The organism is Streptomyces sp. CLCI03, from assembly GCF_053615355.1.
The window spans coordinates 2526192-2544024 of the sequence record NZ_CM132132.1 but is presented as its reverse complement, the minus strand read 5'-3'; the positions used below and the strand labels follow the sequence as shown (position 1 = coordinate 2544024).

The following is a 17833-nucleotide window of genomic DNA, read 5'->3' as shown; positions in this document are numbered from 1 at the left end:
ACCGGCAGCCGACCGACAAGGAGTGGGTCCATGGTGGCGGGTGGAGTACCGGTACGCGCGGCGCGGAAGAACGCGCCCCCGCGCGAGGACGTACTCGTCGCCGCCATGGCCACGATCGCCGAGCGCGGCCTGGAAGGCCTGACCATGGCCGGACTCGGCCGCGAGGTCGGCATGAGCAGCGGCCACCTCCTCTACTACTTCCGCAGCAAGGACGAGCTCCTGCTGCAGACCCTGGAGTGGAGCGAGGCGGAACTGGGCGGCGAGCGGCGGGCCCTGCTCGCCCGCCGCGGTCCGGTGAGCGAGCGCCTGCAGGCGTACGTGGACCTGTACGTGCCCACCCGCCCCCGCGACCCGCACTGGACGCTGTGGCTGGAGGTCTGGAACCGCTCCCAGAACGCGGGCCCCCAGGAACGCGACCGGCAGGCGGCCATCGAGGGCGCCTGGCACCGCGACCTGGTGGCCCTCCTCGCCGAGGGCATCTCGCGCGGGGAGTTCCGCCCGGTCGACGCCGAGCGCGCGGCGACCCGGATCCGGGCCCTGCTCGACGGATTCAGCATCCAGCTGGCGGTGGGCCTGCCGACCCTGGACCGCACGGCGATCCTCGCCCACGTGAGGGAATTCCTGGTGGAAACCCTCTCCCCACAGCACTAGGGCCTGTCTTTCGGATCATGCCGGGCCCGCGCCATGGACCGCCCGCGCGACGCGTTGCCCGCATGGTGAGATACCTGTCCATCGACGGTGGACGATGTGGCAGACTGCCGGCGTGCCTGCTCAGCTCATGATTATCGCCAGCAGCGCGCCGGTCCCCAGTGGCCGCTGAACCGCGGAAGAACTTCGCGGAAGCGGCCACCGTGCCTCGGACCCGCGCGCAGACCTCTCGCTACCCGCGAGAGGTTTTTTCGTTTCCCGGACCATCCGTACCGGGAGCGGACCGCGCGCGATGATGGGGGCAGTGACGGCGGCCTGCCCCCTCAGGCGGGCATCCGGAACCACTCATCCGACAGGAGTCAGATCAGCATGACGACGACACCAGAGGCGGCGACTGCGCTGTCCGAAGGCCTGGACGACAGCTTCCACGTCTTCGACACCACCCTGCGCGACGGCGCGCAGCGCGAGGGCATCAACCTCACCGTCGCCGACAAGCTGACGATCGCCCGGCACCTGGACGACTTCGGAGTGGGCTTCATCGAGGGCGGCTGGCCCGGCGCCAACCCCCGGGACACCGAGTTCTTCTCCCGCGCCCGCGCGGAGATCTCCTTCAAGAACGCCCAGCTCGTCGCCTTCGGCGCGACCCGACGCGCGGGCGGCTCGGCCGCCCAGGACCCGCAGGTGCGGGCCCTGCTGGAATCCGGCGCCCCGGTCATCACGCTCGTCGCCAAGTCCCACGACCGCCACGTCGAACTCGCCCTGCGCACCACCCTCGACGAGAACCTGGAGATGGTCCGCGACACCGTCTCCCACCTGGTCGCCCAGGGTCGCCGCGTCTTCGTCGACTGCGAGCACTTCTTCGACGGCTACCGGGCCAACCCGGAGTACGCGAAGTCCGTCGTCCGCACCGCCCACGAGGCCGGCGCCGACGTGGTCATCCTCTGCGACACCAACGGCGGCATGCTGCCCGCCCAGGTGACCGCGACCGTCGCCACCGTCCTCGCCGACACCGGCGCCCGCCTCGGCATCCACGCCCAGGACGACACCGGCTGCGCCGTCGCCAACACCCTGGCCGCGGTGGACGCCGGCGCCACCCACGTCCAGTGCACGGCCAACGGGTACGGCGAACGCGTCGGCAACGCCAACCTCTTCCCCGTCGTCGCCGCCCTGGAGATCAAGTACGGGCGCAAGGTGCTCCCCGACGGGGCGCTCGCCGAGATGACCCGCATCTCGCACGCCATCGCCGAGGTCGTGAACCTCACCCCCTCCACGCACCAGCCCTACGTCGGCGTCTCCGCCTTCGCGCACAAGGCGGGCCTGCACGCCTCGGCCATCAAGGTCGACCCCGACCTCTACCAGCACATCGACCCCGAGCGGGTCGGCAACACCATGCGGATGCTGGTCTCCGACATGGCCGGCCGCGCCTCCATCGAGCTCAAGGGCAAGGAACTCGGCGTCGAGCTGGGCGGGGACCGCGCACTGATCTCCCGGGTCGTGGAGCGGGTCAAGGAGCGCGAGCTCAAGGGCTACACCTACGAGGCCGCCGACGCCTCCTTCGAGCTGCTGCTGCGCGCCGAGGCCGAGGGCCGCGCCCGCAAGTACTTCCGCATCGAGTCCTGGCGGGCCATCGTCGAGGACCGCCCGGACGGCACCCACGCCAACGAGGCCACGGTCAAGCTGTGGGCCAAGGGCGAGCGGATCGTCGCCACGGCCGAGGGCAACGGCCCGGTCAACGCGCTGGACCGGGCGCTGCGGGTGGCACTGGAGCGGTTCTACCCGCAGCTCGCCAAGTTCGAGCTCGTCGACTACAAGGTCCGCATCCTGGAGGGCACGCACGGTACGGAGTCCACGACCCGCGTGCTGATCGCGACGACCGACGGCGAACGCGAGTGGTCCACGGTCGGTGTGGCCCCGAACGTGATCGCGGCGTCCTGGCAGGCCCTGGAAGACGCGTTCACCTACGGCCTGCTGCACGCGGGCGTCGAACCGGCCGAGTAGCCTCGCCGGGCCCGGGTCCGCCGGAGCCCACCTCGCCGGGCTTCGGCCCGGCGAGGCCCTTATGTCCAGCTCACACGGGAAAGTGCCGGTTCCGGTAGCGTCTTCGATATGAAGACCAGGCTGATGTCCGTACGCTTCGGATCGCTGCTGGCCGGTCTGCTGCTGGGGCTGTCGGCGACCGCCCTCGCCGCCGCGCCGCAGGCGTCGGCGGCCGACGGGGTCGCCGCCGTGGGGGAGGCCCTCGCGAAGGGCCCGGTCTACGTCGCCCCCGGGGCCGAGGCACAACTGTCCACGGCCCAGGCGGACGCGCTCGCGAAGAAGATCGAGGACGCGGGGAAGCCCGTGTTCGTGGCCGTGCTGCCGGCGACCGCCGAGTTCCCGCCGGACAAGGTGCTCGGCGCGGTCCGTGCCGAGACCGGGATCACCGGGCTCTACGCGATCCGGCTCGGCGACGGCTTCGATGCCGGTGCCGACCGGGTCGTCATGCCGAACAACGCCGTACGCAACCTCACCGAGGCAGTGAAGACCGGCGCACCGGTCAGCGCGAACACGCAGCTCAACAACTTCGTGGATCAGGCCCTGACCCAGGTCAAGGGCAGCGCCCCCGCCTCCTGGGGCACCACCGGAGCCGATCAGGGCGCCCCGGTCGGCGGGCTGATCGCCCTCGGGGCGGTGGCCGTGGTGGGCGGCGGCGGTGCGTACGCGCTGGTCCGCCGCAACCGGAAGAAGAAGGAAGAGACCCGGCGCGAGGCCGTCGCCCGGCTGAGCGTGGTCGTCGACGAGGACATCACGGCCTTCGGCGAGGAGCTCGAACGGCTCGACTTCCACCCCGGCGAGCCCGGCGCCGACGACGCCATGCGGAAGGACTACGAGCAGGGGCTCGACTCGTACGAGAAGGCCAAACAGATCATGGCCTCGGTACAGCGCCCCGACGAGGTCAAGGGCGTGACCCAGGCGCTGGAGGACGGCCGCTTCGCTCTGGCCACCCTCGACGCGCGCCGACAGGGCAGGCCGCTTCCCGAGCGCCGTTCGCCCTGCTTCTTCGACCCGCGCCACGGGCCGAGCACCGAGGACGCCACCTGGGCCCCTGCCGGCGGGGCGGCCCGAACCGTGCCGGTCTGCACGGCGGACGCCGTACGACTGCGCGACGGTCTGGACCCGGCGGTCCGCACGGTCGACACGGACCGTGGGCCGCGGCCGTACTACGACGCCGGCCCGGCGTACGGTCCCTGGGCCGGCGGGTACTTCGGCGGCGGCATCCTGCCCGGCCTGTTGGTGGGCACCATGCTCGGTTCGATGATGTCCAGCCCCGCCTACGCCTCGGACTTCGGCGGCGGCGCGGGCAGCGGCTTCGAGGGCGGGGACGTCTCCGGCGCCGACTTCGACCCGTCCGACTTCGGAGGCGGGGACTTCGGCGGCGGTGGTTTCGACGGGGGCGGCGGCTTCGACGGCGGGGGCGGCTTCTGACCGCCCCCGGTTCCGGCGGTCGACCGTCAGGCCTGCTTGATGGCCGAGATGTCGAAGGTCAGCTTCACCTTGTCGCTGACCATCACACCGCCGGCCTCCAGGGCGGCGTTCCACGTCAGACCCCAGTCGGAGCGCAGGATCTCGGTGGAGCCCTCGAAACCGACGCGCTCGTTGCCGTAGGCGTCGGTGGCCGAGCCGTTGAACTCCAGGTCGATGGAGAGCGGGCGCGTGACGTCCTTGATGGTCAGCTCACCGGTGATGCGGTAGGCGTCCCCACCGAGCTGACGCGCCTCGGTGGAGCGGAAGGTCATCAGCGGGAAGGTCTCGGCGTCGAAGAAGTCGCCGCTGCGCAGGTGACCGTCGCGGTCGGCGATGCCGGTGTCCACGGAGGCGATCTTGACGTCGATGGAGGCGGTGGAGCGGGCCGGGTCGGCGCCGTCCAGGTGCAGGGTGCCCTCGTGCTCGGTGAAGGCCCCGCGGACGTTGGTGACCATCGCGTGGCGGACGGTGAAGCCGATGCTGCTGTGGGCGGGGTCGATGACGTAGTCACCGGTGAGGGCGGCGAGCGCCGGGTCCACCGTCAGGGTGGCGACGGCGGCGCCGTCCTGGACGTTCACGTTCTGGTTGCGGCGGGTGAAGAGACCCATGACTTGCTCCTCGGTCGTGTGCTGCTCGGTTCGATAATCTGTTGAATCTTCAACGACTTCAACGAGGACGACGCTAGACCCATTCCGTTCAAATTTCAACATCTAGGCGGGGTGTCAGGTCTTTTTGTGAAGGTCCCACAACGGGCGAGTGCCCCGTCTGGCGGAGTCCGTACATCCACCGGGCGTACTGTGCGGGCCGGACAGCGGAAGACTCCCGAGACTGTGCGGAATGAACGGAGGTTTTTCATCGCGATCTTCGTAAGGTCGGTACATGACCGTTGTGGACCAGACCCCGAGCGAGCCGACGGACGCCCGAGGGCGCGTGGCCGAGCTGCACTCGCTGCGTGAGCAGGCGAGGCGTGGACCGAGTGACCGCGCGACCGAGACGCAGCACGCGAAGGGCAAGCTGACCGCTCGTGAGCGGATCGCGTTGCTGCTCGACGAGGGTTCCTTCCGGGAGGTCGAGCAGCTGCGCCGGCACCGGGCGACCGGGTTCGGCCTGGAGAACAAGAAGCCCTACACCGACGGTGTGATCACCGGGTGGGGCACGGTCGAGGGCCGGACGGTCTTCGTCTACGCGCACGACTTCCGGATCTTCGGTGGCGCTCTGGGCGAGGCCCACGCGACGAAGATCCACAAGATCATGGACATGGCCATCGCGGCCGGTGCGCCGCTGGTCTCGCTGAACGACGGCGCGGGCGCGCGTATCCAGGAGGGCGTCTCGGCGCTGGCCGGGTACGGCGGCATCTTCCAGCGCAACACCAAGGCCTCGGGCGTGATCCCGCAGATCTCGGTGATGCTGGGCCCGTGCGCGGGTGGCGCGGCGTACTCGCCGGCGTTGACGGACTTCGTGTTCATGGTCCGTGAGACCTCGCAGATGTTCATCACCGGCCCGGACGTGGTCCGCGCGGTGACCGGCGAGGAGATCACCCAGAACGGCCTCGGCGGCGCGGACGTGCACGCCGAGACCTCGGGCGTCGCGCACTTCGCGTACGACGACGAGGAGACCTGCATCTCCGAGGTCCGCTACCTCATCTCGATGCTGCCCTCCAACAACCGCGAGAACCCGCCCGTCCACGAGACGTCCGACCCGGCCGACCGGCGCAGCGAGGTCCTCCTGGACCTGGTGCCCGCGGACGGGAACCGCCCGTACGACATGCTCAAGGTCATCGAGGAACTCGTCGACGAGGGCGACGTCCTGGAGATCCACGAGCGGTGGGCCCGCAACATCATCTGCGCGCTGGCCCGGATGAACGGCCAGGTCGTCGGTATCGTCGCCAACCAGCCCGGCCACCTCGCCGGTGTCCTGGACATCGAGGCGTCCGAGAAGGCCGCCCGCTTCGTCCAGATGTGCGACGCCTTCAACATCCCGATCATCACCCTGCTGGACGTCCCCGGCTTCCTGCCGGGCGTCGACCAGGAACACGGCGGCATCATCCGCCACGGCGCCAAGCTGCTGTACGCGTACTGCAACGCCACCGTCCCGCGGATCAGCCTGATCCTGCGCAAGGCCTACGGCGGCGCGTACATCGTCATGGACTCCCAGTCCATCGGCGCGGACATCACCTACGCCTGGCCGACCAACGAGATCGCCGTGATGGGCGCCGAGGGCGCGGCCAACGTCATCTTCCGCAAGCAGATCGCGGACGCCGAGGACCCCGAGGCCATGCGGGTGCGCATGGTCAAGGAGTACAAGGCCGAACTGATGCACCCCTACTACGCGGCCGAACGCGGCCTCGTCGACGACGTCATCGATCCCGCCGAGACCCGCGAGGTCCTCGTCAGCGCCCTCGCGATGCTCCGCAACAAGCACGCCGATCTGCCGTCCCGCAAGCACGGCAACCCGCCGCAGTAGCAGCGAAGGAGACCCGCCACCACATGACCACCGCCACCGACACCCTGCTCCGCGTCGAGAAGGGCAACGCCGCCCCCGAGGAACTCGCCGCGATCACCGCGATCCTCCTCGCCCGCGCCGCCGCCATGCCCGAGGAGACCCCGGTACGCCTGCCCGGCCAGGCCGGCTGGCGCCGTCTGGAGCGCACGCCCGGCTTCCGCGCCCCGCACAGCTGGCAGGGCTGAGTTCCCGAGCCCCGAAGGCCCCGCACCCGTCCAGGGTGCGGGGCCTTCCGCGTACCCGCCGTCGGACCCGTCGTACCCCTCGCCCCCCGCCGGGGCGCCGGCCGTGCGAAGACCCGTAGGCGCCCGCACCACGGCGCGGCCGTGGTGCGGGGGCTCCCGCGGCATGGCGAAGGCCCCCGCGTCGCGTGACACAGGGGCCTGTCGGGTGCGGCAGGGCTGCTACCGCAGGCGCGCCATGAGGGCGTGCTCGACGAGCGTGATGAGCGCGCTCTTGGCGTCCGCGCGGTGGCGGGCGTCGGTGGTGATGATCGGAGCGTCCGGGCCGATCTGCAGGGCCTCGCGGACTTCCTCCGGCGTGTAGGCCTGGTTCCCGTCGAAGCCGTTGAGGGCCACGACGAACGGCAGGCCGCTGTTCTCGAAGTAGTCGACGGCGGGGAAGCAGTCGGCGAGACGGCGCGTGTCCACGAGGACGACGGCGCCGATGGCGCCGCGGACCAGGTCGTCCCACATGAACCAGAAGCGGTCCTGGCCCGGGGTACCGAAGAGGTACAGGATCAGGTCCTGGTCGAGCGTGATGCGGCCGAAGTCCATGGCGACGGTGGTGGTCGTCTTGTCACCGGTGTGGGTGAGGTCGTCGATCCCGGCCGAGGCGCTGGTCATCACGGCCTCGGTGCGCAGCGGGTTGATCTCGGAGACCGCGCCGACGAACGTGGTCTTGCCCACGCCGAAGCCGCCCGCCACCACGATCTTCGCGGAGGTGGTGGAGCGGGGAGCCGCTCCGCCGTTAGAGCTTGCGAAGTCCACTGAGCACCCTTTCGAGCAGTGTCACATCTGGCTGGCCACCGGCAGACTCGTCGCCGCCGGGCTGGTGAATGGCGACAAGGCCCGCCTCAGCCAGGTCGGCGACGAGGATACGGGCGACACCAAGAGGAATGGAGAGAAGTGCCGAGATCTCCGCTACGGATTTGATCTCCTGGCACAGGCGGCAGATGCGCTGGTGCTCGGGCAACTGCCCTTGCAGACGCGCGGGATCCGCCGTGGTACTGACCAGCGCCTCGATGGCGAGCTGGTAGCGCGGCCGAGTACGGCCGCCGGTCATCGCGTACGGACGCACCAGCGGGTTGTGGGCCTTCGGCGCCGGCTGCCGCGCGGCGCGCGGAGGCTGCTGCTGAGGCATCTGGTACTGGGGCTGCTGGGGCTGTCCGTACTGCTGCTGCTGGTAGGGATGCTGCTCCGGTACCGGCCGGCTGGGCGCGGAGGGAAAGTTGAAGCGGTTCTGGTCGTGCCCACCCTGCGGCTGCTGCGCGCCGCCATAAGGATGTCCTCCGGGTGTTGTCACGTTTCCTCCTCCGACTCCAAGAACGCAGTACTCCCTGTGGAACCGCGCCACCGCACCCTATGGTGCGATGGCGCGAAACGCACTGCCTGTCTGCTAGTTGAGAAGACTTCCTTGCAGCTCGGCACGCAGATCCGGAGTGAGGACACTGCCCGCGCGATCCACCAGAAGAGCCATCTCATAGCCTACGAGGCCGATGTCGCACTCCGGGTGCGCGAGCACCGCGAGGGACGATCCGTCCGAGACGGACATGAGGAAGAGGAACCCTCGGTCCATCTCGACCACGGTCTGGTTGACGGCGCCACCCTCGAAGATGCGGGAGGCACCGGCGGTCAGCGAGGTCAGTCCGGAGGCCACGGCCGCCAGCTGATCGGCGCGGTCGCGCGGAAATCCGTCGGACATCGCCAGAAGAAGGCCGTCGGCGGAGACCACCACCGTGTGGGACACCCCAGGGGTGTTGTCCACGAAGTTGGTGATCAACCAGTTCAGGTTCTGTGCCGCCTGGCTCATCGGGCTCACACTAACGCTCCTGGTCATAGCTGTTACTTGACTGCTCAGAACCCGCGCTGCGTCCCTGCTGGACACCGCGCCGCAGGTTGCTCAACCTGCCACGGACGTCCTCCGGAGCGCGGGAGACCTGGGGGCCGCCCTGCGGGGTCGTCTCCGCTGCGCCCTCGACCAGGTTGGCCTTGGGCACTCGCCGAGGGAGACCGGACGGGGTGACCCCGCCCGCCTTCGGCTCACGGAGCTTTCCGGCCTGCTGCCAGCGTTCGTCGTTGCGCGAACGCCAGGCGGCGGTGCCTTCAGTTCCCTCCGGTGCCCGCTCCGTCTCGGCGGGCTGCTGCTGACGCGGCGACCGCTGTTCGAAGAGGGATCCGGTGGACTCCGCTTCCTGCTTCCCGGGCGGCCACTGCTGCTGGCTGCCGCGTCGCGGCAGGCCCGCTCCGGTCATCGCGTGACCGGTGTCGGCAGCGGCACCCGGACGGTCGAAGCCTACGCGCTCCGGAGCCGGTTCGGGGACGGCCTGGGATTCCGATTCGGTCCCGTAATCCTGCTGGTAGGCAGCCGGATACGTGTTCTGTTCGGGCCATTCGGCCTGCCCTGACCTGGCATCGAAACCATTGTCGTAGCCCTGAGGGGCCGACTGCTGGTCCGCGTAGCCGTCTTCCGTATAGCCGTAGTCCTGCTGCGGGTACGCCTCGTAGCCCTGCTGTGCCTGCTGAGCCTCGTAGGAGGTGTCGTAGGCCTGCTCGGACTGCTGCTCGTAGCCCTGGTACTCCTGGTACCCGTGCTCCGGCTGAGGTTCCGGATACTCCTGGGCGGAGTACTGCTGCTGTTCCTGCGGGTAACCCACCTGGGCCGCCAGGGCGGCTCTGCGTTCCTGCTGTCCCAGGGACCGGCCGACCGGGTCGGCGGCAGTGCCGTCGGAGCCCTGCTGGTCGTACCGCGAGTCGTCGAAGCCGAGCTCGGCGGCGGTGCGCAGCGGGGGCGCCTGCTGGGCCTGCTGCTCCGGGATGATCTGCGAGACCGTGAAGTCGTCGTCCGGGATGCCCTCGCCACCGCCACCGTGGGTGATGGCGTCGGGGAGCATGATCAGCGAGGTGGTACCGGCTGCCTCGCCCGAGGGGCGCAGCTGGACACGGATGCTGTGGCGGTCCGCCAGCCGGCCGACCACGAACAGACCCATGCGCTGCGAGATCGCGGCGTCCACGGTCGGCGGGTTGGCCAGCTTGTGGTTGATGTCCGCGAAGTCCTCGGCGGTGAGGCCGATGCCCTTGTCGTGGATCTCGACCATCACGCGGCCGTCGGGCAGACGCGTGGCGTTGACGCGGACCTTGGTCTGCGGCGAGGAGAACGTGGTGGCGTTCTCCAGCAGCTCGGCGAGCAGGTGCACGAGGTCGGTCACGGCCTGGCCGTGGATCTCGGCCTCCGAGACACCGGAGAGCTCGATGCGCTCGTACTGCTCCACCTCGGAGGAGGCGGCGCGCAGCACGTCGACGAGCGGGACCGGCTGGTCCCAGCGGCGGCCGGGCTCCTCGCCCGCGAGGATGAGGAGGTTCTCGCCGTTGCGGCGCATACGGGTGGCCAGGTGGTCCAGGCGGAAGAGGTTCTCCAGCTGGTCCGGGTCGGCCTCGTTGTTCTCCAGGTCGGTGATGAGGGTCAGCTGGCCCTCGATCAGCGACTGGTTGCGCATGGAGAGGTTGGTGAAGATCGCGTTGACGTTCCCTCGCAGGAGCGCCTGCTCGGCCGCGAGCCGGACCGCTTCCCGGTGGACCTGGTCGAAGGCGCGCGCGACCTCGCCGATCTCGTCCTGGGAGTCGATGGGGATCGGGAGGACACGGGTGTCCACCTTGCCGGGATCGGTGCGCGAGAGCTGGTCGACGAGCATCGGCAGGCGCTGCTCGGCGATGTCGAAGGCGGCGGTGCGCAGGCGGGCCATCGCGCGGCCCATCTGGCGGGCCATCATGCCGGCGAGGATGAACGCGGCGAGCAGGGCGACGACCACGATGGCGCCGTTGACGATCGCGTCGGTTCGGGCCTCGTCGGAGACCGCGACGGCGTCCTTGACGGCCTTGTCGAGGAGTTCCTTCTCGACCTCGTCGTACCCGTCGAACTTCGCGGTGGCGGCGGCCTGCCAGAAGGCGGGGGTCGTCCCCGTCTCGGAGAGCTTCTTCTTGCTCTCGCTGTTGGCGATCGCGTCGGTCATGCCGGCGAGCGCGGAGTCGCCGATCGTGGGCGGGGGCAGGAAGCGGACACCTGCCTGCTCGGCCTGGTGCTTCGCCTCGGCGATCTTGGCCGCGCCCTCCTCGGACTTCTTGGCCATGACCGCCTTGAGGCGGTTCACGTCGTCCTCGGTACCCGCCGCGACGTACTCGCCGATGGCGATCTCTTCGAGGTAGGCGTAGGAGGAGAAGGCCACGAGCTGGGCCTTGCGGGTGTTCTCTTCGGCGCTCGGGCGCACCAGCAGGTGCGTACCGACGGCGCGCTGCAGCGAGTTCGCCGCCTTGGCCAGCTGGATCGCGTAGACCATGCGACCGTACGAGGTCACGTTGCCGGTGCCGAGACCGAGCTCGTTCGCGAACTGCATGAGGTAGTGCTGGACCAGCACATAGCCCTCTTCGGTCGGGATGGGCCCGGCCGTCCTGGGCAGATCCTTCTTGGGGCTCTCGATGGCCGCCTGGTACGCCTTCTCGCGTACGGCGTCCAGCTTGGGCTCCTCCGCGCGGAAGAGGTCCAGGCGTCGCTCCAGGCCGAGGTTCTTCGGCATGTCCTGGACGGCCTTGTCGAACTTCTCCTTGGCCGCGGTGGTGTCCGCGTAAGCCTTGAGGACCTTCGGGTCCTTCGTCTGGCCGTTCAGGAGGGGCTCGGCGGTCAGGTCACGCTCGTTGAGCAGTGCCTGGCTGTAGCCGGAGGCCGCCTGGACGACCGTGGCTATCTTCTCGGCGTCCTTGGCCTCGTTCCAGGTGTCGATGGAGCCCTTCACCTGGAAGCCGCCCATGACCAGACCCACGAGGGCCGGCACGAGCAGGATGGCGTTCAGACGGGTCGGCACACGCCAGTTGCGGGGCGAGAACCTGCTGCTGCTCCCGCTGCTCGCGGGCGGGTCCACGGGCACGTCGACGGGCGACGCGGCCGCTCGCGGCGGCGGGGTGAAGTTGCCGCGCGCGGGTTCATCCGCGGGGCTTGCGATGCTTCGCCTCACTCGACCAACAACCTCTCGGCGGTGCTACTAGCTAGTTCGTTGAATTCCAGCACGGTTGACGGCCGTGTTCCAAACAGTTGAAACCGGCCGCACCCAGAAGCTTATGCCCTACATAAATCGGACATAGAGAGCGTCCTGCGGCAAAAACAGGGGCAGTTGTGCGCGCAGTGATACCAGGCGACCGCACCCTGTGGCCGAGTGGCCGTAATTCACTGTCGAAACGTTATGAAGGAGAGGGGCGGGCCGTGTCGTAGGACACAGCCCGCCCCTCCCGCGCGACAACTGAAACCGTGTTACTTGAGCCGCGCCATGAGGGCGTGCTCGACGAGCGTGATGAGCGCGCTCTTGGCGTCCGCGCGGTGGCGGGCGTCGGTCGTGATGATCGGAGCGCCGGGACCGATCTGCAGGGCCTCGCGGACTTCCTCCGGCGTGTACGGCTGGTGCCCCTCGAAGCCGTTGAGGGCCACGACGAACGGCAGACCGCTGTTCTCGAAGTAGTCCACCGCCGGGAAGCAGTCGGCGAGACGGCGCGTGTCCACGAGGACGATCGCGCCGATGGCGCCGCGGACCAGGTCGTCCCACATGAACCAGAAACGGTCCTGGCCCGGGGTACCGAAGAGGTACAGGATCAGGTCCTGGTCCAGCGTGATGCGGCCGAAGTCCATGGCGACGGTGGTGGTCGTCTTGTCACCGGTGTGGGTGAGGTCGTCGATCCCGGCCGAGGCGCTGGTCATCACGGCTTCGGTGCGCAGCGGGTTGATCTCCGACACGGCTCCGACGAACGTGGTCTTGCCCACGCCGAAGCCGCCCGCCACCACGATCTTCGCGGAGGTGGTGGAGCGGGGAGCCGCTCCGCTAGATGTTCCGAAGGCCACTGAGCACCCTTTCGAGCAGCGTTACATCCGGCGTGCCGCCGGCCTCTCCATTGCCCGGCTGGTGGATGGCCACCATTCCGGCCTCCGCCAGGTCGGCGACGAGGATCCGGGCGACACCGAGCGGCATCGACAACAGTGCGGAGACCTCGGCGACCGACTTGACCTCGCGGCACAGCGTGCAGATGCGCTGGTGCTCGGGGAGCAGGCCGGACAGGTGCATCGGATCGGCGGTGGTGCTGACCAGCGCCTCTATCGCGAGCTGGTAGCGGGGCCGGGTCCGGCCGCCGGTCATCGCGTACGGACGCACCAGCGGCTGATCGCCTTCCGAGTACGAGTCTCCGTACGAATCGGAGTAGGCGGGGGGCGGGGTCATTGATCCTCCGGGCTGGACAGCAGTGGTCAGCGTGCCGTCTTACGGGGCGGCCGGTGGGGGGAACGGGATGACGGCCTGGCGGGCGTACTGGATTCAGGGGCGGGGCCCCGATCTCCCGGCCGGTAGTACCGTCCGGCCGGGAGAGTGGGAAGTCAGCCGAGCAGACTTCCCTGCAGTTCGGCGCGCAGGTCCGGGGTGAGGACACTGCCCGCGCGATCCACCAGAAGAGCCATCTCGTAGCCCACGAGGCCGATGTCGCACTCGGGGTGCGCCAGTACGGCCAGCGAGGATCCGTCCGAGACGGACATGAGGAAGAGGAATCCTCGGTCCATCTCGACCACGGTCTGGTTGACGGCGCCACCCTCGAAGATGCGGGAGGCACCGGCGGTCAGCGAGGTCAGTCCGGAGGCCACGGCCGCCAGCTGATCGGCGCGGTCGCGGGGGAATCCTTCGGACATCGCCAGAAGGAGTCCGTCGGCGGAGACCACCACCGTGTGGGACACCCCGGGGGTGTTGTCCACGAAGTTGGTGATCAACCAGTTCAGGTTCTGTGCCGCCTGGCTCATCGAACTCAACTAACGCTCCTGCTGGTAAGTGGGGTCGATGTGGTAACTGCCGGTCGCCGGTCCGTTGTTGCCGGCCTGACGGCCCTGCTGGATACCGCGTCGGAGGTTGGTCAGACGGCCACGGACGTCGTCCGGGGCGCGCGAGACCTGGGGACCCGCCTGCGCCTCGGCCTGCTGCTGCGCGGTGCCGGCCACGAGGTTCGCCCGCGGGACCCGGCGGGGCAGGCCCGAGGTCGTGATGCCGCCTGCGGCGGGCTGACGCACGCGTTCGGCCTGGCGCATCAGTTCGTCGTTCGGCGAGGACCGCCAGCTGACGGTCGGCGTGGTGCCGGTCGCCGTGGTGGCGGACTCCGAGGCCGACTCCTGGCCGCGCTTCGGCAGCGGCTGCTGCTGCGGCGCCGCCGGAGCGGACTGCTGACCCTGCTGGGGGATGGTCGTGGCCGGTCCCTGCGCGGGGGGCTGCTGCCCCTCCTCGCGGAACCAGTTCGACTCCAGGGTGTCGAAGATCGGGCTACGGGCTTCACCGGAGCTCGGGGCCGGGGGCAGCGCCTCCGGCCGGTGGGCCTGCGGCAGCCGCGGGGTCTCGGGGCGCGCGGCCGGCGCGGGTGCGTACCCGTTGCCGGCCTGCGGAGCCTGAGCCTGGGGCTGCTGCGGGGCGTGACCGCCGACACCGGGGCCGCCGGGACGCTGGGGCTGGTAGCCCGGGCGCTCGAACTGGCCGGTGGTGGACGGGTTCATGGGACCCCGCACGTCCGGACGCTCGAACTGTCCGGTCGTGCTGTTGCCGCCGTCCGCCTGGGGCATCGGGGCGTTGTAGTCCGGGCGGGCGAACTCGGCCGTCGAGCCGGGGCCCGAGAGCTCGTCGTGACCGCGGGCCTGGTCGCTGCCCCAGCTGGTGGCCTGCGGGCCGGGGAGCTCCGCACGGGGAGCCCCACCACGCGGCGGGAGCTGCGGGCGCGGGCCGTTCGGAGCCGGCGCCGCGGGAGCGGCCGGCTGCTGGGGCTGCTGCTGCGGCTGGGGACGCTCGAAGCCGTTGCCCTGCGGGAATCCGGTCGGACCGGAAGCCGGACGGGCCTGCGGGCCACCACCGAATCCGGCACTGGCGACCGGACCGCGGGCCGGCAGCGGCCCACCGGAACCGAAGGCACCCTGCCCCTGACCCGCGGTGGTCGGACCCTGCTGCGGACGGCCACCGGAAGCACCGGGACCACCCTGCTGCGGGCGACCGCCCTGCGGACCCTGCGGACGCTGACCGGCGGCGCCGTCGCGACCCGGCAGAGCGGCGCGCTGGCCGCCACCGGCGACCTGACCGCGCTGCGGGCCCGAGCCCACGGACGGACGCGCGGACGCACCGCCCACGGCACCCTGCCCACCGGGAGCACCCGGAGCGCCACCGGGGCCGCCCTGACCACCCTGGCCCGGCATCGGAGCCGGCTTCTTGCCGCCCTGGGCGACGTCGACCGGCAGCATGACGAGGGCCGTCGTACCACCCGAGTCGGAGGGGCGCAGCTGGATGCGGATGCCGTGTCGCAGGGACAGGCGGCCGACCACGAACAGGCCCATGCGGCGGGAGACGGAGACGTCCACGGTCGGCGGCGACGCGAGTCGCTCGTTGATCGCGGCGAGGTCCTCGGGGGAGAGGCCGATACCGGTGTCGTGGATCTCGACGAGCACGCGCCCGTCGGGCAGCGCGTGACCGGTGACCTTGACCTTGGTCTGCGGGGAGGAGAACGAGGTGGCGTTCTCCAGCAGCTCGGCGAGGACGTGCACGAGGTCGTTGACCACGCGGCCGGCGACATCGGTGCCGGGCACCGAGGCCAGCTCGACACGCTCGTACTGCTCCACCTCGGAGGCGGCGGCACGGAGCACGTCGACCAGCGGGACGGGGCGGGTCCACCGGCGACCCGGCTCCTCACCCGCGAGGACGAGGAGGTTCTCACCGTTACGGCGCATGCGGGTCGCGAGGTGGTCGAGCTTGAAGAGCGAGGACAGCTGGTCCGGGTCGGCCTCGCGCGACTCCAGCTCGGAGATGAGCGAGAGCTGGCGCTGGATGAGGCCCTGCGAACGACGCGAGAGGTTGGTGAACATCGCGTTGACGTTGCCTCGCAGGAGGGCCTGCTCGGCGGCGAGGCGGACGGCCTCGCGGTGCACGTCGTCGAAGGCCGCGGCCACCTGGCCGATCTCGTCGCGGGTGTGCAGACCGACGGACTCCACCGTCGTGTCCACGTCCTGCGGGTCGGACTCCGAGAGCTGCTTGACGAGCTCGGGCAGCCGGTCCTGGGCGACGCGCGTGGCGGTGTCCTGCAGGCGGCGCAGCGAGCGGATCATCGAGCGGGCCATCACGAAGGCGCCGACGAGGGAGACACCGAGGACGAGGAGGATCAGGGCACCGTTGATGATGGCGTCCTGCTGGGCCTCGTTCTTCAGCTCACGGGCCTTCTGCTCCATCTCCTCGAGCAGCGTCAGCTCGATGACCTTCATGGCCTGGAGCTTGGTGCCGTCGGCGTCGTACCAGTCGAGCCACGAGCGGTTCTTCTCCCGGAGGAACGCGTCCTGGCTGGCCAGGACACGACGGGAGTAGCCGTCGGCGGTGGAGATCTCGGAGTTGCTGTCGCCCAGACCGGCGAGGAGCTCCTCGGTGCGGCCCTGGTAGACGAGTCCGAAGGTGGTCTTCGCCTGCTGCTCGCCCTTCTGGGCGGAGAGGGCGTAGAGCCGGTCGTTCTCCTTCAGCTCACCCTGACGCTCATTGGTGTCGGGGAGCGAGGCGGCGATGATCGCGCGCTGGATGGAGGCGTACTCCTTGGCGGCGGAGAACGCGGCCAGGGCACGGGTACGCTTGATCATCTCCGGGTTGGAGGTGGCCTGCGCCATGTCCTGGGAGAGCGAGAGCAGCGAGACGATGACGGCGTTGTACTCGGAGACGGTCTGCTGGGCGCCGTTGACGTAGGCCCGGGTGCGGATCGTCTCGATGTTGGTGAGCTGGCGACCGATCTGCAGGACGTTGTTACGGATCGACCGGAGGGTGTCGTCCTTCTCGCCCGTGCTGTCGACCTTGTCGGTCGCGGCGGCGAAGGCCTTGGCGGCGGTGTCCGTCTGCTGACGGACGACGTCGACCTGGCTGGTGGTCCTGCCCTTGGAGAGCGACAGCGGACCCGCGGAGAGGTCGCGCTCCTCCTGGAGCATGGCGGCCAGGTTGGTGGCCTGTCGCGTCATCGTCGTCAGCAGCTGCATGTGCTCCAGCTGCGCGATGTCGTTGAGCGAGTCGTTGATACGGAAACCACCGAGCGTGGTGGCGGCGACGACCGGCAGGGTCAGCAGCGACACCAGTCGCGTGCTGATGCGCCAGTTCTGCATGGCGAGACGAGAACCGGGCCCGCTGGGGGCCTTCGGTATCGCCACGTCCTGCTCAGCCGGTCCGGCAGGCGCGGCGGGTGCGGCTTTCGCCTTGACCCTGGCCTTCACGGACTTCCCACGGCCCTTCGCCTTCACCGCGGCGGAGGTGTCGGGGCCTGCGCCTTCGACAGCCGGCCCGCGGTTCTGGGCGTGCTGGGGCGAGGAGCCACGGTCGGTCCCGCCGCGCGGCTCCTGCTCCGCCGCAGCGCTGCCATCCCTCTTGAATCGTCCCTGCACTAGCGTCGCAACCTCTGGACCAGGCGTCCCGCCGGGCGACCGGTGGGACGGTGTCGAGTCGTGGGGCACTTGCCGCCCCATGGTGGTCGTCGGTGACCGGCGCGTCTTCCTCTCCTTGCCACCGCGCTCGGCGCGGTGTCGCGCCACCTGCGCGCCGGCTGATTCCCGCGGCGGTCCCGCGAATTCCAGCACAGTGGAGGATCTCCAACAAGGTGCGAGCGCCGGCCCGGAGAGTCGGTCACGACTTGTGACAGAAGGGCTACACCCTGTGCGACTGCATTCGGTAGAAACCGGACTTACGCCATCCAAACAACGCGGCTGTCAAGGTGTCCCAGTCGAGATGATCAGGAGCGGAATGACGCATTCAGTGGCGCAATGTCCGTTTCGAGGGGTCGAGTTGACTGTCCAATATGCCAGTAATGTCGGGTCAAGGGTGAGCAAACTCACACAGCCATGGCCATTACTTCCCGGTTCGCCGGGGGATTCAGATGTTTAGCCTTGCCCCTTAAAG

14 protein-coding genes are annotated in these 17833 nt (G+C 69.8%); 5 read left to right on the top strand and 9 right to left on the bottom strand.

What is annotated here, in order from left to right:
- Positions 1-30 precede the first annotated feature (30 nt).
- From ACWG52_RS11440 to ACWG52_RS11430, 3 genes are all read left to right on the top strand, one after another.
- Complete coding sequence (locus ACWG52_RS11440; RefSeq protein ID WP_389805298.1) at positions 31-651, top strand: TetR/AcrR family transcriptional regulator; 621 nt, start codon at positions 31-33, stop codon at positions 649-651.
- 366 nt (positions 652-1017) lie between these two features.
- Positions 1018-2646, top strand: a complete 1629-nt coding sequence (cimA, locus tag ACWG52_RS11435; protein ID WP_389805295.1) for a citramalate synthase — start codon at positions 1018-1020, stop codon at positions 2644-2646.
- 108 nt (positions 2647-2754) lie between these two features.
- Positions 2755-4113 carry a hypothetical protein gene (locus ACWG52_RS11430; RefSeq protein ID WP_389805292.1) on the top strand — a complete coding sequence of 453 codons (1359 nt, stop codon included), beginning with the start codon at positions 2755-2757 and terminating at the stop codon, positions 4111-4113.
- A gap of 26 nt (positions 4114-4139) precedes the next feature.
- Here ACWG52_RS11430 and ACWG52_RS11425 read toward each other — a convergent pair whose 3' ends face one another.
- Positions 4140-4760: a YceI family protein gene (locus ACWG52_RS11425; protein WP_389805289.1), complete on the bottom strand. Its 621-nt coding sequence runs from the start codon at positions 4758-4760 to the stop codon at positions 4140-4142.
- A gap of 271 nt (positions 4761-5031) precedes the next feature.
- On the opposite strand from ACWG52_RS11425, the gene ACWG52_RS11420 reads away from it, so the two are divergent.
- The gene (locus tag ACWG52_RS11420) at positions 5032-6615 is read left to right on the top strand and encodes an acyl-CoA carboxylase subunit beta (protein ID WP_030763696.1); all 1584 of its coding nucleotides are present in this window, start codon (positions 5032-5034) and stop codon (positions 6613-6615) included.
- A 23-nt stretch (positions 6616-6638) separates the two neighbouring features.
- Entirely contained in the window at positions 6639-6839 is a 201-nt protein-coding gene (locus ACWG52_RS11415) for an acyl-CoA carboxylase subunit epsilon (protein WP_033227346.1), read from the top strand.
- A 219-nt stretch (positions 6840-7058) separates the two neighbouring features.
- Here ACWG52_RS11415 and ACWG52_RS11410 read toward each other — a convergent pair whose 3' ends face one another.
- The 8 genes from ACWG52_RS11410 to ACWG52_RS11375 form a co-directional block, all read right to left on the bottom strand.
- Entirely contained in the window at positions 7059-7643 is a 585-nt protein-coding gene (locus tag ACWG52_RS11410; protein ID WP_161288290.1) for a GTP-binding protein, read from the bottom strand.
- A complete protein-coding gene (locus ACWG52_RS11405; protein ID WP_033227211.1) occupies positions 7624-8178 on the bottom strand; it encodes a DUF742 domain-containing protein in 555 nt (184 codons plus the stop codon). The genes ACWG52_RS11410 and ACWG52_RS11405 overlap by 20 nt, the downstream gene beginning before the upstream one ends.
- Before the next feature lie 93 nt (positions 8179-8271).
- Positions 8272-8685 carry a roadblock/LC7 domain-containing protein gene (locus ACWG52_RS11400; RefSeq protein WP_030037347.1) on the bottom strand — a complete coding sequence of 138 codons (414 nt, stop codon included), beginning with the start codon at positions 8683-8685 and terminating at the stop codon, positions 8272-8274.
- Between the two features lie 10 nt (positions 8686-8695).
- On the bottom strand, positions 8696-11878 hold the full coding sequence (locus tag ACWG52_RS11395; protein ID WP_389805283.1) for a sensor histidine kinase: 3183 nt from the start codon (positions 11876-11878) through the stop codon (positions 8696-8698).
- Positions 11879-12171: 293 nt separating this feature from the next.
- Complete coding sequence (locus ACWG52_RS11390; RefSeq protein ID WP_046776286.1) at positions 12172-12753, bottom strand: GTP-binding protein; 582 nt, start codon at positions 12751-12753, stop codon at positions 12172-12174.
- Entirely contained in the window at positions 12734-13126 is a 393-nt protein-coding gene (locus tag ACWG52_RS11385; protein WP_030014827.1) for a DUF742 domain-containing protein, read from the bottom strand. The genes ACWG52_RS11390 and ACWG52_RS11385 overlap by 20 nt, the downstream gene beginning before the upstream one ends.
- Before the next feature lie 152 nt (positions 13127-13278).
- A complete protein-coding gene (locus ACWG52_RS11380; protein ID WP_030708442.1) occupies positions 13279-13692 on the bottom strand; it encodes a roadblock/LC7 domain-containing protein in 414 nt (137 codons plus the stop codon).
- 9 nt (positions 13693-13701) lie between these two features.
- Positions 13702-17322, bottom strand: a complete 3621-nt coding sequence (locus ACWG52_RS11375) for a nitrate- and nitrite sensing domain-containing protein (RefSeq protein ID WP_453128604.1) — start codon at positions 17320-17322, stop codon at positions 13702-13704.
- Positions 17323-17833 lie beyond the last annotated feature (511 nt).

What these genes read in the sequence shown, in the direction of transcription:
- ACWG52_RS11380 (WP_030708442.1), bottom strand. Translation starts at nt 13,692, where the DNA reads ATGAGCCAGGCGGCACAGAACCTGAACTGGTTGATCACCAACTTCGTG.
- ACWG52_RS11385 (WP_030014827.1), bottom strand. Translation starts at nt 13,126, where the DNA reads ATGACCCCGCCCCCCGCCTACTCCGATTCGTACGGAGACTCGTACTCG.
- ACWG52_RS11415 (WP_033227346.1), top strand. Translation starts at nt 6,639, where the DNA reads ATGACCACCGCCACCGACACCCTGCTCCGCGTCGAGAAGGGCAACGCC.
- ACWG52_RS11440 (WP_389805298.1), top strand. Translation starts at nt 31, where the DNA reads ATGGTGGCGGGTGGAGTACCGGTACGCGCGGCGCGGAAGAACGCGCCC.
- ACWG52_RS11430 (WP_389805292.1), top strand. Translation starts at nt 2,755, where the DNA reads ATGAAGACCAGGCTGATGTCCGTACGCTTCGGATCGCTGCTGGCCGGT.
- ACWG52_RS11400 (WP_030037347.1), bottom strand. Translation starts at nt 8,685, where the DNA reads ATGAGCCAGGCGGCACAGAACCTGAACTGGTTGATCACCAACTTCGTG.
- cimA (WP_389805295.1), top strand. Translation starts at nt 1,018, where the DNA reads ATGACGACGACACCAGAGGCGGCGACTGCGCTGTCCGAAGGCCTGGAC.
- ACWG52_RS11425 (WP_389805289.1), bottom strand. Translation starts at nt 4,760, where the DNA reads ATGGGTCTCTTCACCCGCCGCAACCAGAACGTGAACGTCCAGGACGGC.
- ACWG52_RS11420 (WP_030763696.1), top strand. Translation starts at nt 5,032, where the DNA reads ATGACCGTTGTGGACCAGACCCCGAGCGAGCCGACGGACGCCCGAGGG.